Below are 16,761 nucleotides of genomic sequence, written 5' to 3'. Positions count from 1 at the left end.
ACGAGCGAGGAGATATCCCGTGGCAACCAGCACGGCAGCGACGGCCGAACCGACCGGCCACATGACGATCGCAGGGACCGCGGTGTTCGGCGGGGGTGAGCGGGTACGCGCGGTGGATCCGAGCACCGGGTCCGCGTTCGGTCCCGCCTTCGGACACGGCGGAGCGGCCGAGGTCGAAAGGGCCTGCGCGGCCGCAGAAAACGCCTTCGCCGAGTACCGCACGAGCACCGGTGAACAGCGAGCGGTGCTGCTGGAGACGATCGCGGACAACATCGAGGCGCTGGGTGATGCCCTCGTCGAACAGGTGCACGCCGAATCCGGGCTACCCCGGACGCGGGTGACCGGCGAGCGCGCCCGCACGACCGGCCAGTTGCGACTGTTCGCGGAAGTGGCGCGGGAGGGAAGCTGGGCCGGTGCCCGCATCGACCCCGCGCAGCGGACCCCGCAGCCGCGAGCCGACATTCGGCAACGCAGGATCGGAATCGGACCGGTCGCGGTGTTCGGGGCCAGCAACTTCCCGCTCGCGTTCTCGGTCGCCGGTGGGGACACCGCCTCGGCGCTCGCTGCGGGGTGTCCGGTGGTGGTCAAGGCCCACGACGCCCACCCGGGGACTTCCGAACTGGTCGGCAGGGCCGTCACGGCCGCCGTGGCCTCGTGCGGTCTGCCGGAGGGCACGTTCTCGATGCTGTTCGGCTCCGGACCCGGTCTGGGCACGGCGTTGGTCACCGATCCGCGCATCCGGGCGGTCGGGTTCACCGGATCCCGGTCGGCGGGGACGGCACTGACGAACGCCGCAACCGGGCGGACGCACCCGATTCCGGTGTACGCGGAGATGAGCAGCATCAACCCGGTGTTCTTGCTGCCCGACGCGCTCGCCGGGGGCGGTGCGCAGCTCGCGACGCGATTCGTCGGTTCGCTGACGTTGGGGTCCGGGCAGTTCTGCACCAATCCCGGTCTGGTGGTCGCCGTGGACGGGCCGGAGCTGCGGACGTTCCTGGACGCTTCGGCGGCCGCGATCGGTGAGACCGAGCCCACCACCATGCTCACCCCGGCCATCGCCCGCGCCTACGACGACGGAGTGGCGGCGCTGGCCGCGCGCGAGGAGGTGAGCGTGCTCGCTCGCGGACCGGAAACCGAACTGCCGAACGCCTGTCGAGCGGCACTGCTGGCCACCGACGCCGACAGCTTCGTCGACGATGCGGCGCTGCAGCAGGAGGTGTTCGGCGCGTGCGGCCTCGTGGTCCGCTGCCGGGACGCCGCGCAGCTCCGAGCCGTCGTCGAAGCGCTCGAAGGGCAACTGACGGCGACCGTGCACGCCACCGAACGCGATCACGACGAGGCGGGGCAGCTCGTGCACGCGCTGGAACCGCGCGCCGGTCGCCTGCTGTTCAACGGCTGGCCCACCGGTGTCGAGGTCGGACACGCCATGGTGCACGGCGGTCCCCATCCCGCCACATCGGACTCGAAGACGACCTCCGTCGGAACCCTGGCCATCGAGCGCTTCCTGCGTCCGGTCGCCTATCAGGACGTCCCCGCCGCTCTCCTGCCCAGCGCCGTCGCGGACGGCAACCCCGACAAGCTCTGGCGCAGGGTCGACGGAGCACTCGGCGAGCACTGAACATCCCTTTTCCCGAAGAGCACCGTTCGCCGAGCGACCCGATGCGAGGACGTCAGCATGACCAGCGCAACCGTTCAGCAGTGTCCCGTGGTCACCCACATGCGGGTGGTACCGGTGGCCGGGCACGACAGCATGCTGCTGAACCTCAGCGGGGCCCACGGTCCCTTCTTCACCCGCAACCTGGTGATCCTCACCGACTCGTCCGGAAACACCGGGGTCGGCGAGGTCCCCGGCGGGGAGGCGATCCGGGCCACCCTCGTCGAGGCCGCAGAGCTGGTGACGGGCCGCTCCCTCGGGGAGTACCGGTCGGTGCTCAACACCCTGCGCGGCGGTTTCGGCGGCCGCGACTCCGGCGGACGCGGCGCGCAGACCTTCGACCTGCGGGTCACCGTCCACGCGGTGACCGCGGTGGAGGCCGCGATGCTGGACCTGCTGGGCAAGCACCTCGGCGTACCGGTGGCCGAACTGCTCGGCGACGGCAGGCAGCGGGACACCGTGCCGACGCTGGGTTACCTGTTCTTCGTCGGCGACCGCGAGCGCACCGATCTCGCCTACCGTTCGGGCGCCGACGAGACCACCGACGCCGACGCCTGGATGCGGCTGCGTCACGAGGAGGCGTTGACTCCGGAGGCCGTCGTACGCCTGGCCGAGGCCGCCCGGGACCGCTACGGCTTCCGCGACTTCAAGCTCAAGGGTGGTGTGCTGCCCGGAACCGAGGAGATCGAGGTGGTCACGGCGCTGGCGGAGCGGTTCCCCGACGCCCGGATCACCCTGGACCCCAACGGGGGCTGGCCGCTGGCCGAGGCGATCGCGCTGTGCCGGGGGTTGCGCGGCACGCTGGCCTACGCCGAGGACCCGTGCGGCCCCGAGCACGGGTACTCGGGGCGGGAGACGATGGCGGAGTTCAAGCGGGCCACGGGGCTGCCCACGGCCACCAACATGGTCGCCACGGACTGGAGGCAGCTCGGCCACGCGATCCGCACCGATTCCGTCGACATCCCGCTGGCCGATCCCCACTTCTGGACGATGAGCGGATCGGTGCGGGTGGCCCAGCTCTGCGACGCGTGGGGACTGACCTGGGGATCGCACTCCAACAACCACTTCGACGTGTCGCTGGCGATGTTCACCCACGTCGCGGCCGCCGCCCCGGGAAGCATCACGGCGATCGACACCCACTGGATCTGGCAGGACGGGCAGCGGCTCACGCGGGGACCGCTGTCCATCGTCGACGGCGGCATCACGGTTCCGGCGGCACCGGGGCTCGGTGTGGAGCTGGACATGCGACAGGTCGAGCAGGCCCACGAACTCTACCGCTCCGAGGGCCTCGGGGACCGCGACGACGCCACGGCCATGCGGTACCTGGTACCGGGGTGGTCGTTCGACAGCAAACGCCCCGCCCTCGACAGGAACTGACGCGGCCCCGCCTGCGGGGGCGGGGCCCGGAAGGATTACCAGCGCTTTTCTCGCACTCGAGAAAAGTGTCGTAAACGGCTATTCACCCGCACGGCGGGATCACGTACCGACAGCGGCCGAAATCGGTGTCCCGACACCGAGAACACGGCGAAAAGACAAAACACTCCGCATCCTTGCCAACGCATCTACCACCCTCTACGCTGTCGCACTATTCACCGGTAGTGGTTCACACATCCGATCGAAAAAGCGCATCAGGGTGAGCACACGACCATTTGGCTTTTGGACATCCACCAGGAGATCCGATGCACGAACAAATCACCGAGGTCGCGAGCAACGACCCGGCCAGAACATCCCCGCGCAGGACGAAAGTGCGGTGGCTGATCGCCGGCCTCCTCGGGGTCGGACTGATCATCGCGTTCATCGACCGCGCCAACCTGTCCGTGGCCATGCCCACGATCGGGAAGGAATTCGGCATCGGCCCCTGGATGCAGAGCGTGCTGCTCGGCGCGTGGGCCTGGACCTACGCCGTCTTCCAGCTCCCGGCCGGATGGATCGCCGACAAGCTCGGACCGCGAACCGCGTACGCCGCCGCCGTGGTGTGGTGGTCCGCTTGCACCGCGGCCGTGGCACTCGTCCGCGGTGTGGGAACCCTGTTCGGCCTGCGACTGCTGCTGGGAATCGGGGAGGCACCGGTCATGCCCAGCAGCGCCAAAGCCGTCTCGGAGTGGTTCCCCAAGCGGGAGAGGGCGATCGCCTCCGGGATATACGGCGCGGGCAGTGAGGCCGGGGCCGCGATCGCCGTTCCGCTCGTCTCGCTGATCATCGTCGCCGTCGGCTGGCGCGGGGCGTTCGTCGCCACCGGCGCACTGGGATTCGTCTGGGCCGCCGCGTGGTTGTGGATCTACCGCAGTCCATCCGAGCAGCGGTGGACCTCGCAGGCCGAAGTGGACCACATAGCCACCAACGGCGGGGACGAGGCGGAGTCGGAGCCACAGGAGCGATCACTGCCGTGGGCGCACCTGTTCCGGCACGGCACGATCTGGGGAATGTTCTTCGGCTACATCTGCCGCAACTTCCTGAATTACTTCTTCATCACCTGGTACCCGACCTATCTCGTCCAGGAGCAGGGTTTCTCCACGATGGACATGGCCAAGTACGGTGCCATCCCCGGCCTGGTGGCGATTCTCGGCAACTTCGCCGGTGGCTGGTTCTCCGACCACCTCGTGCGGCGTGGAACTCCGCTGAGCCTGGCCCGCAAGATCCCGATCCTCATCGGCACCCTCGGTTCCGGCACGGTCGCGTTCGCGGTCTTCGCACCGGACGCGGCCACGGCGCTGGTGCTGCTCTCGGTCTCGTTCGCCAGCGCCTCCTTCGCCTCGGCCGCGATCTTCAGCCTTCCCATCGACGTCGCCCCCGGCCCGGGCAACGTCTCCTCCATCTTCGCGATCCAGAACACCGGTTCCCAGATCGGCGGGCTGCTGAGCCCGATCGTCATCGGCTTTCTCTGGGCGGCGACGGGCTCCTTCGTCGTGCCCCTGGTGGCGATGGGAGTGCTGTGCCTGGCGGGGGCAGCCGTCTACGCCTTCGTGGTCAAGGTGGAACCCCTTCCCTCCGAAGCGGAGCCGACCGTCACGGCGGGTTGATCCACGTCGGCCCCGGTGACCAACCCGAGAACGCGAAGAAGAGCGGAGATGACGCGTGGTGACCAGTGGGCCCGGTACGGACAGCCGCACCCGCGCCGGCATGAGCTCATTCCGAGCTTCGGCACACGCGGTCCTGGCCACCAGCGGTGGTCTGGTCACGGTCTTCGTCACCTCCGCGCTGGCTCCGCTGCTCCAGCGTGATCTCGGACTGACAGCGGCGCGGCTGGGCGTGGCCGTGGCGGTCTTCTTCGCCTTCAGCAGCATCGCCGCGCCGCTGTGCGGCCACCTCGTCGACCGGATGGGCAGCGTGCGCGCCATGCGCGCGGCGCTGGTCCTGGCCGCGCTCTGTCTGATGTGGATCGGGCTCGCCGTACGCGGTTGGATCGGTCTGGTGGCCGTGCTCGGTTGTGCCGGAGTGGCCAACGGTGCCATCCAACCCGCCGCCAACCGCTACCTCGGTCGACTGGTTCCACCGCGTCGCCAGGGAACGGCCTTCGGCATCAAGCAGTCGGCCATCCCGGCGGCCATGCTGATCGGGGGCCTGTCCCTTCCGGTGGCGACCCGGGTGACCGGGTGGGAGGCCGTGTACGTGACCGCTTCGGCCGCCGTGCTGGCGATCGCGGTGGTCGTCCGAGTCCCTTCGGCCGTGCCCTCCGCTCCGGCAGCCGTCACACCGGATCGGCAGCCCCGCGGGGCGGGCCCGCCGTTCCAGCTGCCGCTCGTCGTGCTCGCGGTGGGATGGGGCCTGGCCTCCGCCGGGTCGAACGCCCTGGGAGCCTTCTTCGTCCTGGCGGCGGTCGGGGAGGGCCACTCGCCCCTGACCGCGGGGCTGCTGGCCATGACCGGATCGCTGGCCAGCATGGGCGTCCGGGTGGTCGCCGGCGTCCTCGCCGACCGACGAAGCGGCAGCGGACTGGTGACCGTGGCCGCGATGAGCGCGGCGGGAGCACTCGGCATGGTGCTGCTGGCCACCGGCCTCCCCTGGACGTTCGGTGCGGCCGTCGTCCTCGGTTACGGCCTCGGTTCGGGATGGGGCGGGCTGTTCAGCTACGCGATCGTGTCCACCCATCCGAGCCGTCCCGGTCGCGCGACCGGGACCACCCAGGCGGGAGCCAGCGCGGGCTCGTGCCTGGGACCGTTGGGATTCGGCCTGCTGGCGACCACGGCCGGTTACTCGGCGGCGTGGTTGGCCGCCGGTGGTGCCCTGCTGGTCGCGGTCGGGACCGTTCTCGCGGGCCGCCACATGCTCGGGGCGACATCATGAAGCCGCACTCGCACCCGAGTCCGACGAAAAAAGAACACCGAGATCACGATGACCGGATCCGCACGGAACGTCGAAGCAATCGAACGGGATCCGTGGTCGCGATTCGGCACGACGAGAACTGCGCCGGAAACGGCGAACTTCATCACGGGAGAACGTTTCGATGAGCGAACGAACAATGCGGATCACCGAAGCGCGGGTGACCCCGATCCTGCTGAGCGACCCCCCGCTGCTGAACCTCCAGGGAGTGCACCAGCCCTACGCCACTCGCTCGGTCGTCGAAGTCGTCACCGAGGACGGAACCGTCGGAGTCGGGGAAACGTACGGCGACCGGGGATGCCTCACAGCGCTGCGGTCGTTCGCCGAGCATCTTCCCGGCCACGGCCTCACCGAGGTCAACCGGCTGTGGGACGTGGCCGCCGAGGTCCTGCGGCCCGACACCGTCGACGCCGGGCTCCTCGCCGAGCGACCGGACAAGGGGATGTTCGGGCGCCAGAACCTGAGCAAGCTGCACGCGATCGTGGTCTCGGCCTTCGAGGTGGCGCTGCTCGACGCACTCGGCCGCACCGCGGGGCTGCCCGTGCACGCCCTGCTCGGCGGCAAGGTCCGCGACCGCGTCGACTACGCGGCCTACCTGTTCTACCGCTGGGACCAACATCCGGTCGCCCACACCCCGTCCGACGACTGGGAAGCGGCACTGGATCCGGAAGGCGTGGTCCGGCAGGCCGAGCGCATGGTGCGCGAGTACGGATTCCGCTCGCTGAAGCTCAAGGGCGGCGTGTTCCCGCCCGAGGAGGAGATCGCGGCCGTCGAAGCCCTGCACCAGGCCTTCCCGGAACTGCCCGTGCGGCTCGATCCCAACGGCGCCTGGTCGGTCGACACCGGCACCGGGGTCGCCGAGAGACTGCGCGACGTCGTGGAGTACCTCGAGGACCCCTGCACCGGGGCCGAGGGCATGGCCGAGGTGCACCGCCGCACGGACGTCACCCTCGCCACCAACATGTGCGTGACCACGCCGGAGGAGATCCCCGGCGCGTTCGCCACCGAAGCCGTCCAGGTCGTGCTCTGCGACCACCACTTCTGGGGCGGCCTGCGAGCCACGCAGCAGCTGGCCGCCACCTGCCGCACCCACGGCGTCGGGCTGTCGATGCACTCCAACACCCACCTCGGCATCAGCCTCGCCGCGATGACCCACGCCGCCGCCTGCGTACGCGGAAACCTCCACGCCTGCGACACGCACCGGCCCTGGCAGACCGAGGACGTGATCACGCGACCGCACCGCTTCGACGGCGGTGCGATCACCGTGCCGGACGCTCCCGGGCTCGGTGTCGAGCTCGACCGCGAGGCACTCGCTCGCCTCCACGACCGCTGGGTGCGCAGCGACGTCCGCGCCAGGGACGACATCGCCGCGATGCGAGCGTCCGACCCCGAATGGACCATGCCACCGATTCCCCGCTGGTGAGCGTCCCCGTCGAAGGAGAGAAAGCATGACCACCACCGAACCCGTCACCACGGCCACCAGTGACAGGATCGCCCGAGTACGTCTGTCCCTGGTGCGGCTGCCGCTGCACGCACCGATCAGCGATGCCAAGGTCCTCACCGGCCGCCAGAAACCACTCACCGAGGTCGCCCTGCTCTTCGCCGAGATCAGCACCGAAAGCGGCCACGAGGGTCTGGGGTTCAGCTACTCCAAGCGCGCCGGCGGCCCCGCGCTGTACGCCCACGCCGCCGAAATCGCCCCCGAGCTGATCGGCGAGGACCCCAACGACATCGACCGCCTCTGGCGCAAGCTCGCGTGGGCAGGCGCCTCGGTCGGGCGCAGCGGTCTGGCCACCCAGGCCATCGCGGCCGTCGACATCGCCCTGTGGGACCTCAAGGCACGTCGCGCCCGGTTACCGCTGGCCAAACTGCTCGGTGCCCACCGCGACTCGGTCAGCTGCTACAACACCTCGGGGGGATTCCTGTCCACCCCCGTCGAAGAGATGCTGGACAACACCCAGCGTTGTCTCGAACGCGGCATCGGCGGGGTCAAGATCAAGGTCGGCAACCCGGACACGACGGCCGACATCCGGCGAGTCGAAGCGGTGCGCGAACACCTCGGCGATCACGTGCCGCTCATGGTCGACGCCAACCAGCAGTGGGACCACGCCACCGCGCAGCGCATCGGCCGCTCGCTCGAACGCTTCGACCTCACCTGGATCGAAGAGCCCCTCGACGCCTACGACACCGAGGGGCACGCCGCGCTCGCCGCGAAACTCGACACTCCGGTGGCCACCGGCGAGATGCTCACCAGCTTCTCCGAGCACGAGAGTCTCGTCCACGCCGGAGCCTGCGACTTCGTGCAGCCGGACGCGCCGCGCGTCGGCGGCATCACACCGTTCCTGCGGATCGCCGCGCTCGCCGACCGGCACCACCTCAGCATGGCACCGCACTTCGCCATGGAGATCCACCTGCACCTGGCCGCGACCTACCCGCGCACCACCTGGGTCGAGCACTTCGAGTGGCTCGAACCGCTGTTCAACGAACGCCTCGAACTCCGGGAGGGCCGCATGATCGTTCCGAACCGCCCCGGTCTCGGGCTCTCCCTCAGCGACCAGTGCCGGTCCTGGACCACGGAGGAAACGACGGTGCGGCACCGCCCCGCGTGAGGAGTCCTCGCAGGACCACGTCCGCGCCGGTGCCGGGATCCCACCCGTCACCGGTTCCGGGATCCGTGCAACGCGGTCGGTCAGGACGTGTGGTGACCTTCCGTGCCGGTTCAGCGCGGAGCGCGGTAGCGAGCCGCGAGATCGGGGACGCTGGCGTGGCGCAGTTCGGACTCCGCCTCGCTCAGCCGGTCCACGGCGTGCGGGTCCTCGAGTCCCGGTGCGCAGAGGACCTCGTCGTTGTCCAGCGCGACCAGTGAGGCGGTGACGACGTCCTCGGCGGACATGCCGCCCTCGGCGTGGGTGCGCTCCCGCTCGCCGGTCACCGGCTCCTCACCTCGGGTCAGGTGGAACTCGGTGGCGGTGAGGCCGGGGCACAGGGCCTGCACCCGGACGGGGGTGTCGGCGAGTTCGGCCGCCAGGGTGCGGCTGAAGGTCACCACGTGGCCCTTGGTGCCCGCGTAGGTGCTGCGGTGGGGCAGCGGGTCGGGCGGCAGCGCTCCGGCGAAGGCCAGCAGCGAGGCGACGTTGATGATCGCGCCGCGCTGCCGCGTGAGCATCCCCGGCAGGGCCGCGCGGGCCAGCAGGGTCGGAGTCGTCACGTTGAGCTCGACGACCTTGGCCAGCAGCTCGGGGTCGATCTGGTCGAAGGGACCGTAGCCGTTGATGCCGGCGTTGTTGACGAGGACGGCGACGTCCTGCCGCTGAACGCGGTCGAGGACCCGTGCGCGGTCGGCGTTGTCGGCGAGATCGGCGACGATCGTCTCCACCGAGGGCGCGACCGGGCGCAGGTCCCGCGCTAGGTCCTCCAGTCGCTGCTCGCGGCGGGCGACGAGCACCAGACCGTGGCCCCGCTCGGCGAGCCGCCTGGCGAACACGGCCCCGATCCCGGAGGACGCCCCGGTGATGACCGCGACCCCGCTTTCCGTCCGGTGCTGCTCAATGTCCACTGTGTCTCCCCCGGTCCGTGTCGACTCCCGCTCGACCACGATATCCGCCCCCGGACGGCAGCGCGGACGACCCATCCGAGGACTCCCCGCCCACGCGGAAAACACCCCCACTTCGTGGCGGCGGAAGCGGACAAGGCGAGGGCGAACCGAGGCCCCGTCCACATCGGCCGGGTTCAGAGGGTGACCAGTACCGTTCCGGAAGCGACTCCGAGAGCCACCACCGCGGCGAACACCGCGACCAGCGTGCGCGGGGAGAAGGAACGGCCGACCATCAGCAGCGACGGCAGGCTCAGCGCAGGCAGGGTGATCAGCAGGGCTCCGACCGGGGCGGCACCGATCCCCAGTGCCAGCAGCCCGTGGATGATCGGGATCTCACCGGCGGTGGGGACGACGAACAGCGAACCGGCGAGGGCGAAGAGTACGACCGCAAGCGGAACCGGACCGGTCTCCAGCGGGAAGAGCCACCCGCGGACGGCACCGACCAGCAGCACGACCACCGCGTACTCCGGTACCAGGATCAGCAGCATCCGCCCCAGGGCGGTGCCGAACCGCCGGACTGCCGCGGACGGGCTCAGCGACTCCTCAGCCGGAGCACGTTCGAACTCCGGCGACCGCACGGACCGCCCGTCCTCCAGCCGAGCGACCAGCGCGGTGACGCCGAAGACCAGCAGTACCCCGCCGACGACGCGGACCCCGAACCACTGCCAGGGCAGCGCGACGGCCAGGAACACCAGCACCGCGGGGTTGAGCGTGGGATTGCCGATCCAGTACGCGAGGGCGGAAGCGGGCGGCGCTCCTCTGCGGCGCAGAGTGCTCGTGATCGGTGCGGTGCAGCACGTGCACATCATCGAGGGCAACGACACCAGCCCACCGGCCGCCGATCCCCCGAGCCGCCGAGGACCCCTGGCGAACTGGCGAGCCAGCCACCCGCGCGGGACGAGCGCCTCGATCGCGGCGGCGATGAGGAGGGCGGCGACCAGAGCGGGCCACACGGATCGGAAGTAGGTGGCGGTGAAGCTCCAGGCGGCGTGCCACGACGGCGCTGGCGGCAGCCGAGCGCCACCGGTGAGCGCGGAGGTCCCCTCGAAAGAACGAGTGGTCAGCGCATGAGCGATCTTGCCGGCGTAAGGCCACCACTTCGCCCACGTCAGAGCGGCGACGGCCACGGCGGCGAACACCACGGCGGCCACGACGACCGTCCGCGCCCCCGAACTCCCGGCGACCGGCCGGGACTCCCGCTCGTCCTGGACCACCACGTTTCCCACCGCCGCGCTCGGACCGTCGTCGTGCGAACTCTTTCCCACCGGGGGTCCGCACGGACTACGTCCTCGCCCCCGGCTGCAGCAGCACCTTGGAGTAGCCGGGTTCGCGGTTGTCGAACTTGGCGTAGGCATCGGGTGCGTCGGCCAGCGGCAGTCGCTGGGAGACCACGAAACTCGGGGTCGCGCGACCGGCGACGATCAGGTCGCGCAGCTGGTGGGCGTAGGCCTTGGCGTCGGCCTGCCCGGTTCCCATGCTCAGGCCCCTCTCGAAGAACTTCCCGATGTTGACCTGCAGGAGCCCCTGCGCTGCGCTGTCGGTCGGCGCCCCCGGATCGGACGGCAGGTACAGGCCCACGGCACCCACGGACCCGGTGGGGCGCACGGTCCGGATGAGCTGGTTGAGCACGACGGCCGGTTGTTCCTCGCCCGTGGCGACCGTGGCCTGGTAACCGACGGCGTCGATGCCCCGGTCCACCCCTTCGTCGGACAGCGCGTCCTTGATCCGCTCGGCGGGGTCCCCCGCGGTGAAGTCGATCGGCGTGGCCCCGATCTGCTCGGCCAGCCGCAACCGGTCCTCCACCCTGTCCACCACGAACACCCGGCTGGCGCCCTTGATCAGCGACGAGTACGCGGCCATGAGTCCGACGGGTCCGGCACCGTAGACGGCGACCGTCTCACCCGGACGCACACCGGCGAGCTCGGTGGCGTGATACCCGGTGGGGAAGATGTCGGCCAGCAACGCGAAGTCGCTCTCGTGCTCGTCGCCCTCGGGAAGGGGCACGCAGTTGAAGTCGGCGAAGGGAACCCGCAGGTACTCCGCCTGGCCACCGGGGTAGGGACCCATCGACACGTAGCCGTAGGCGCCGCCGGCGAAACCGGGGTTCACGGTCAGGCAGAAGGCCGTCTTGCCCGCCCGGCAGTTCCTGCAGTACCCACACGCGACGTTGAACGGCATGACGACCCGATCACCACGTCGCCTGCTCGTGACGCCCGACCCGACTTCCTCGACGACGCCCATGTTCTCGTGACCGAACACGAGACCGGACTCGGCGTCCGTGCGCCCCTCGTACATGTGCAGGTCCGATCCGCAGATCGCGGTGCTCGTGATCCGCACCACAGCGTCGGTGGGGGCCTCGATCCGAGGGTCCTCGACCTCCTCGACCGCGACCTGGTAGGGGGAGTGATAGACGAGCGCGCGCATGCGGGTGCCTCCGGCTGGTCGGGTCCGTAGGCCCGTTTCCTACCCAGCGCGATCCCCCTCCAAACCACTCTCCCCAACCACGTGGACGCCGATGAGCCGACGAGCACCGACGCCGAGTCCCCGCGATCACCCGCGGAGGCGGTCGAGTTCGTCGTCGGTGAGCAGCCGGGAGCGGATGAGGAACCGCACCCCCTCCGGTGCTTCCAGCGAGAACCCGCTGCCCCTGCCCGCGACCACGTCGACGGTCAGGTGGGTGTGGCTCCAGTACTCGAACTGCGGTCCCGACATCCAGAACCCCACCGGCTCGGGCACCCCGTCGATGATCAGGTCGCCGAGGTGCACGTCGGAGACACCGGTGCGGAACTCCCCGGCCGGGTAGCACATCGGGGCGCTGCCGTCGCAGCACCCGCCGGACTGGTGGAACATGAGCGGTCCGTGCGCCTCGCGGAGGCGGCGGATCAGCTCCGCCGCCTCCGCGGTGACAGCCACCCGCTCGGGCACTGCCGACTCGGCCGAGTTCATCAGAACAGCCCCGGACCGCTGTCGGAGTAGCTGACCAGCAGGTTCTTCGTCTGCTGGTAGTGATCCAGCATCATCTTGTGGTTCTCGCGGCCGATCCCCGACTGCTTGTAACCGCCGAAGGCCGCGTGCGCGGGGTACGAGTGGTAGTTGTTCACCCACACCCGGCCGGCCTGGATGTCGCGGCCCGCCCGGTAGGCGGTGTTGCCGTCCCGGGACCACACACCGGCACCGAGCCCGTAGAGCGTGTCGTTGGCGATCTTCATGGCGTCGTCGTAGTCGTCGAAGGAGGCCACCGACACGACCGGGCCGAAGATCTCCTCCTGGAAGATCCGCTGCTTGTTGTGGCCGGCGAACACGGTGGGCTGCACGTAGTAGCCACCCGCGAGGTCGCCCTCCATCTCCACCCGCTCGCCACCGGTGAGGATCTTGGCTCCCTCCTGCTTGCCGATGTCGATGTAGGACAGGATCTTCTCCAGCTGGTCGTTGCTGGCCTGCGCACCGAGCTGGGTCTCGGTGTCCAGGGGGTTGCCCTGCTTGATCGACTTGGTGCGCTCCACCCCTTCGGCGAGGAAGTCCTCGTAGACGCCGCTCTGGATCAGCGCCCGCGACGGGCAGGTGCACACCTCGCCCTGGTTCAGGGCGAACATGGTGAAGCCCTCCAGCGCCTTGTCGTAGAAGGCGTCCCTGCTCGCGGCGACGTCGTCGAAGAAGATGTTCGGACTCTTGCCGCCGAGCTCCACCGTGGCCGGGATGATGTTCTCACTGGCGTACTGCAGGATCAGCCTGCCGGTCGTGGTCTCACCGGTGAAGGCCACCTTGTTGATGCGCGGGTTCGACGCCAGCGGTTTGCCCACCTCCACGCCGAACCCGTTGACCACGTTGAGCACGCCCGTGGGTAGCAGGTCGGCGATGGTCTCCAGCAGCACGTGGATCGACGCCGGGGTCTGCTCGGCCGGCTTGAGCACCACCGCGTTGCCCGCGGCCAGCGCCGGAGCCAGCTTCCACGTCGCCATCAGGATCGGGAAGTTCCACGGGATGATCTGACCGACCACGCCGAGGGGCTCCTGGAAGTGGTAGGCGACCGTGTTCTGGTCGATCTGCGAGATGCCGCCTTCCTGGCCGCGCAGCGCACCGGCGAAGTAGCGGAAGTGGTCGATCGCCAGCGGGATGTCGGCGGCCAGGCACTCCCGGACCGGCTTGCCGTTCTCCCAGCTCTCGGCGACCGCCAGCTTCTCCAGGTTCCGCTCCATCCGGTCGGCGATGGCCAGCAGCACCCCTGAGCGCTCCTCGTAGGAAGCCCTGCCCCACGTCGGCGCAGCTCCCCACGCCGCGTCGATCGCGCGCTCGACGTCGTCGGACGTACCCCGGGCGACCTCCGTGAACGTCTGCCCGGTCACCGGGGTGGGGTTCTGGAAGTACCCGCCCTTCGCCGGTGCCACGTACTCACCGCCGATGAAGTGGTCGTAGCGGGACCGGTAGTCCATCACCGAGCCCTGCGTGCCGGGGGCCGTGTATGTCGTCATCGCGTTTCGTCTCCCATCGACGCCGTTTGACCTCTGATGGCAAGCTAGATCGGACCCCGTTGCAGTGACGTTGCACACGTGATCGCCGACTCCGTATATGCTCGGCGAATCCTGTATCACCCGTTCCACGTCCGTGCCGGACGCAATTACCGAGGAGGCGTTTTCGAATGACTCCGGTCGACAACGATCCCCTCGAACGGGCCCGCGAACTCAAAAGGCTGCACAGCGCCGTCCTCAGCGGCGACGGTGCGACCGCCCAACTCAGACCGGTCGTGTGGCAGTCGTGGCGCCGTTCCCTGGGCGCGCACGTCGACCCCGACCGTCACGAACCGGCGTCGTTCCTGCCGAGCGCCGATCTCCGGCAGCACCGGAACGCGCACCCGTTCGCCACGATGCTGCCCATGCTCCGGGAAACCCTGCTCGGCGAGGCCGACGAGGCGTCGCAGGTCATGATCCTGACCGACGCGAACGGTCACATCCTCTGGCGCGAGGGCAAGGCGCAGGTTCAGCGCGACGCCGAAGCGGTCCGGTTGACGGAGGGGACCAGCTGGGCCGAGGAATCCATCGGTACCAACGCGATGGGCACCGCGCTGGCCGCCGAAACACCGGTACAGATCCACTCCGCCGAACACCTCGTCCGCACCTACCACTCCTGGACCTGCGCGGCGAGTCCCGTTCACTGCCCGGACACCGGACGGCTCCTCGGCACGCTGGACATCAGCGGGCCGCTGCACACGATGCATCCGGCGCTGCTGTCGCTCGTCACCACGAGCGCGCGCCTCGTCGAGAGCCAACTACGGCTGCTGACCAGCCAACAAGACGAGGCCGTGCGGACACGCAACGAGCACCACCTGACTCGCCTGGGAGGACAGCCGGGTGCGCTGCTGAGCTCCAGCGGGCGCGTGCTCAGCTGCGAACCCCGCCAGTGGCTCACTCCGGGCCGCCGGATCCCGCTCGACGGTGCCGAAGGGTTCGTCCTGCTGGACGACGGCACCGAAGCCGAGCTCGAACCACTGCCCGAGGGGTATCTGCTGCGCGCACGACAGCGGACGCCCGAACCCGCCCCGCGTCCGCTGCTGGCCCTCTCCCTGCTCGAGGACGGCGTTCCCACCGCGACCGTGGACGGGCGTCGGCAGGAACTGACCCTGCGCCATGCCGAGATCCTCGCGTTGCTGGCCATGCATCCCGCGGGACTCACCGCCGAGCAGCTCACGCTGCTGCTGCACGGCGAGCAGGGCAATCCCACGACCGTCCGGGCGGAGATCCACCGCCTCCGCAACTGCGTGCACCCCCAGGTGCTGCGGACCAGGCCCTACCGGATCACCGCCGATGTGACCAGCGACTTCGGCGCACTGCGCGAAGCGCTGCACTCCGGCGACGTCAACGCGGCGCTCGACGAGCACCACGGGCTCCTGCTGCCCCGATCGGAGTCCCCCAGGATCCGGCAGGAGCGCGAGGAGCTCCTCGTCGCCGTGCGCGAGGCGCTGCTCAACCACGGCACCACCGAGCACCTCTGGAACTACTGCGGCACCGGACACGGGCAGGACGACCTGGAGATCCTCGAACGGCTGCGCACGCTGCTGCCCGGCGGATCGTCCCGGCGCAGCACGGTCGAGACCCGCATCCACCGACTGCTCGAGGACGAGTCCTGAGCTCTGGCGCCGAGCGCAGTCGCCGGTTTCAGGAGTGCAGGGATGTGTCAGGAGCGCAGGGACTCGGACGGGGACACACCGTAGTTGCGTCGGTATGCCGCGGCGAACCTGCCGGTGTGGGTGAATCCCCACCGGGTGGCGACCTCGGTGACTGTGACCGAGTCGTCGGCGAGTTCGAGCTCGTCGTGGGCGCGGGCGAGGCGGATGTCCCGGAGGCAGGACAGCGGAGTCTTTCCGACGTACTCCCGGAACCCCTCCTGCAGGCGTCGCACGCTGACCCCCGCCACCGTCGCCATGTCGGCGACCGTCCACGCCCGCGCGGGGTCGTCGTGCAGCTGGTCCAGCACGCGGTTGACGATGCGGGGGCGGGCGACCGGCGCGGTCTCGCAGTCCGGGCTCACCGCGAGGAGGAACCCGGTCGTGATCGCGCCGGAGATCTGCCCTCGGATCAGGTCGCTGTTGAGCAGCTCGCTCATGTGCACCAGGTCGGCTGACAGCATTCGCACGAAGTGCAACCAGCTCCGGGTCTCCGCCGTCCGGCCCTCCAACCGGTCCGGCAGCGAACTCGTACCCGGCCCCCGGGAGGCCAGCACCCGCTCCCTCTCCCGCTCGAGGCAGCCCTGGTCGAACTTCACCCCGACGACCGCGCAGTCCCGGGACCAGCGGGTGATGGGGGTCGCGGTGTTCGGCGGGAAGATCGTCCCCTGCCCAGCGCCGGAGACGACCTCCCTGCTGCCGTGCACCGATTCGAGACGGCCGGACAGCGGCATGTTCACCTCGTAGGCGTTCGGATAGTCGCACTCGATGGCGACGTCGGCGCCCCATCCCAGCCGCCCGACGGTGACCGGTCCGAGATCGACGGTGCGCATGGACAGGTCGAGCCGCCCGTCGGACGACAACGACGTCAGCTCGTGCGGGAAGTAGGCGCCCGAGACGGCCCTGGCGGCCTCGTTCCAGTCGCGCGTGTCCATCGTGCTGATGCCCTCGGAGGACGTTCTCACCGTGTCGCCTCCTCTGTAGCTCGAGTTCCCGCGCTCGGTACGACCACGTCGACGACATTCAACCGCAGTG

13 protein-coding genes are annotated in these 16,761 nt (G+C 69.8%); 7 read left to right on the top strand and 6 right to left on the bottom strand.

Annotation, left to right across the window (positions count from 1 at the left end; genetic code table 11):
- Nucleotides 1–19 precede the first annotated feature (19 nt).
- The 6 genes from FHX42_RS18310 to FHX42_RS18285 all read left to right on the top strand — a co-directional run bounded on the left by FHX42_RS18310 (nt 20) and on the right by FHX42_RS18285 (nt 8,583).
- Complete coding sequence (locus FHX42_RS18310) at nt 20–1,618, top strand: aldehyde dehydrogenase (NADP(+)) (protein WP_328796389.1); 1,599 nt, start codon at nt 20–22, stop codon at nt 1,616–1,618.
- A gap of 57 nt (nt 1,619–1,675) precedes the next feature.
- On the top strand, nt 1,676–3,031 hold the full coding sequence (locus FHX42_RS18305; protein ID WP_182545625.1) for an enolase C-terminal domain-like protein: 1,356 nt from the start codon (nt 1,676–1,678) through the stop codon (nt 3,029–3,031).
- Nucleotides 3,032–3,333: 302 nt separating this feature from the next.
- Nucleotides 3,334–4,674 (top strand): MFS transporter, encoded by a 1,341-nt coding sequence (locus FHX42_RS18300; protein ID WP_182545624.1) that lies wholly within the window; start codon nt 3,334–3,336, stop codon nt 4,672–4,674.
- 100 nt (nt 4,675–4,774) lie between these two features.
- Nucleotides 4,775–5,938, top strand: coding sequence for an MFS transporter (locus FHX42_RS18295; protein ID WP_182545623.1), 1,164 nt, complete (start codon nt 4,775–4,777; stop codon nt 5,936–5,938).
- A gap of 160 nt (nt 5,939–6,098) precedes the next feature.
- Nucleotides 6,099–7,397, top strand: coding sequence for an enolase C-terminal domain-like protein (locus FHX42_RS18290; protein ID WP_328796386.1), 1,299 nt, complete (start codon nt 6,099–6,101; stop codon nt 7,395–7,397).
- A gap of 25 nt (nt 7,398–7,422) precedes the next feature.
- Nucleotides 7,423–8,583 (top strand): L-talarate/galactarate dehydratase, encoded by a 1,161-nt coding sequence (locus FHX42_RS18285; protein WP_182545622.1) that lies wholly within the window; start codon nt 7,423–7,425, stop codon nt 8,581–8,583.
- A 110-nt stretch (nt 8,584–8,693) separates the two neighbouring features.
- On the opposite strand, the gene FHX42_RS18280 is transcribed toward FHX42_RS18285, so the two are convergent.
- The 5 genes from FHX42_RS18280 to exaC all read right to left on the bottom strand — a co-directional run bounded on the left by FHX42_RS18280 (nt 8,694) and on the right by exaC (nt 14,038).
- On the bottom strand, nt 8,694–9,530 hold the full coding sequence (locus tag FHX42_RS18280; protein ID WP_220480522.1) for an SDR family NAD(P)-dependent oxidoreductase: 837 nt from the start codon (nt 9,528–9,530) through the stop codon (nt 8,694–8,696).
- A 173-nt stretch (nt 9,531–9,703) separates the two neighbouring features.
- On the bottom strand, nt 9,704–10,834 hold the full coding sequence (locus tag FHX42_RS18275; protein ID WP_182545620.1) for a permease: 1,131 nt from the start codon (nt 10,832–10,834) through the stop codon (nt 9,704–9,706).
- A 16-nt stretch (nt 10,835–10,850) separates the two neighbouring features.
- Entirely contained in the window at nt 10,851–11,993 is a 1,143-nt protein-coding gene (locus FHX42_RS18270; protein ID WP_182545619.1) for a glutathione-independent formaldehyde dehydrogenase, read from the bottom strand.
- A 126-nt stretch (nt 11,994–12,119) separates the two neighbouring features.
- Entirely contained in the window at nt 12,120–12,515 is a 396-nt protein-coding gene (locus FHX42_RS18265) for a DUF779 domain-containing protein (RefSeq protein ID WP_182545618.1), read from the bottom strand.
- Complete coding sequence (gene exaC / locus FHX42_RS18260; RefSeq protein WP_182545617.1) at nt 12,515–14,038, bottom strand: acetaldehyde dehydrogenase ExaC; 1,524 nt, start codon at nt 14,036–14,038, stop codon at nt 12,515–12,517. Before exaC ends, FHX42_RS18265 begins: the two co-directional genes overlap by 1 nt.
- A gap of 167 nt (nt 14,039–14,205) precedes the next feature.
- Between exaC and FHX42_RS18255 the strand changes: the two genes are divergently transcribed.
- Complete coding sequence (locus FHX42_RS18255) at nt 14,206–15,690, top strand: GAF domain-containing protein (RefSeq protein ID WP_182545616.1); 1,485 nt, start codon at nt 14,206–14,208, stop codon at nt 15,688–15,690.
- 47 nt (nt 15,691–15,737) lie between these two features.
- Here FHX42_RS18255 and FHX42_RS18250 read toward each other — a convergent pair whose 3' ends face one another.
- Complete coding sequence (locus FHX42_RS18250) at nt 15,738–16,691, bottom strand: AraC family transcriptional regulator (RefSeq protein ID WP_328796384.1); 954 nt, start codon at nt 16,689–16,691, stop codon at nt 15,738–15,740.
- Nucleotides 16,692–16,761: the final 70 nt, after the last annotated feature.

Origin of the sequence: Halosaccharopolyspora lacisalsi, assembly GCF_014137975.1 — a bacterium.
In the GTDB taxonomy this organism is placed as follows: Bacteria; Actinomycetota; Actinomycetes; order Mycobacteriales; family Pseudonocardiaceae; genus Halosaccharopolyspora; species Halosaccharopolyspora lacisalsi.
The sequence above is the reverse complement of the archived record's forward strand: the minus strand, read 5'-3'. Positions and strand labels throughout refer to the sequence as shown.

Excerpts from the sequence above, each read along its gene's own strand:
- FHX42_RS18305 (WP_182545625.1), top strand. The coding sequence starts at position 1,676 with ATGACCAGCGCAACCGTTCAGCAGTGTCCCGTGGTCACCCACATGCGG.
- FHX42_RS18300 (WP_182545624.1), top strand. The coding sequence starts at position 3,334 with ATGCACGAACAAATCACCGAGGTCGCGAGCAACGACCCGGCCAGAACA.
- FHX42_RS18295 (WP_182545623.1), top strand. The coding sequence starts at position 4,775 with ATGAGCTCATTCCGAGCTTCGGCACACGCGGTCCTGGCCACCAGCGGT.
- FHX42_RS18290 (WP_328796386.1), top strand. The coding sequence starts at position 6,099 with ATGAGCGAACGAACAATGCGGATCACCGAAGCGCGGGTGACCCCGATC.
- FHX42_RS18285 (WP_182545622.1), top strand. The coding sequence starts at position 7,423 with ATGACCACCACCGAACCCGTCACCACGGCCACCAGTGACAGGATCGCC.
- FHX42_RS18270 (WP_182545619.1), bottom strand. The coding sequence starts at position 11,993 with ATGCGCGCGCTCGTCTATCACTCCCCCTACCAGGTCGCGGTCGAGGAG.
- FHX42_RS18265 (WP_182545618.1), bottom strand. The coding sequence starts at position 12,515 with ATGAACTCGGCCGAGTCGGCAGTGCCCGAGCGGGTGGCTGTCACCGCG.
- exaC (WP_182545617.1), bottom strand. The coding sequence starts at position 14,038 with ATGACGACATACACGGCCCCCGGCACGCAGGGCTCGGTGATGGACTAC.
- FHX42_RS18255 (WP_182545616.1), top strand. The coding sequence starts at position 14,206 with ATGACTCCGGTCGACAACGATCCCCTCGAACGGGCCCGCGAACTCAAA.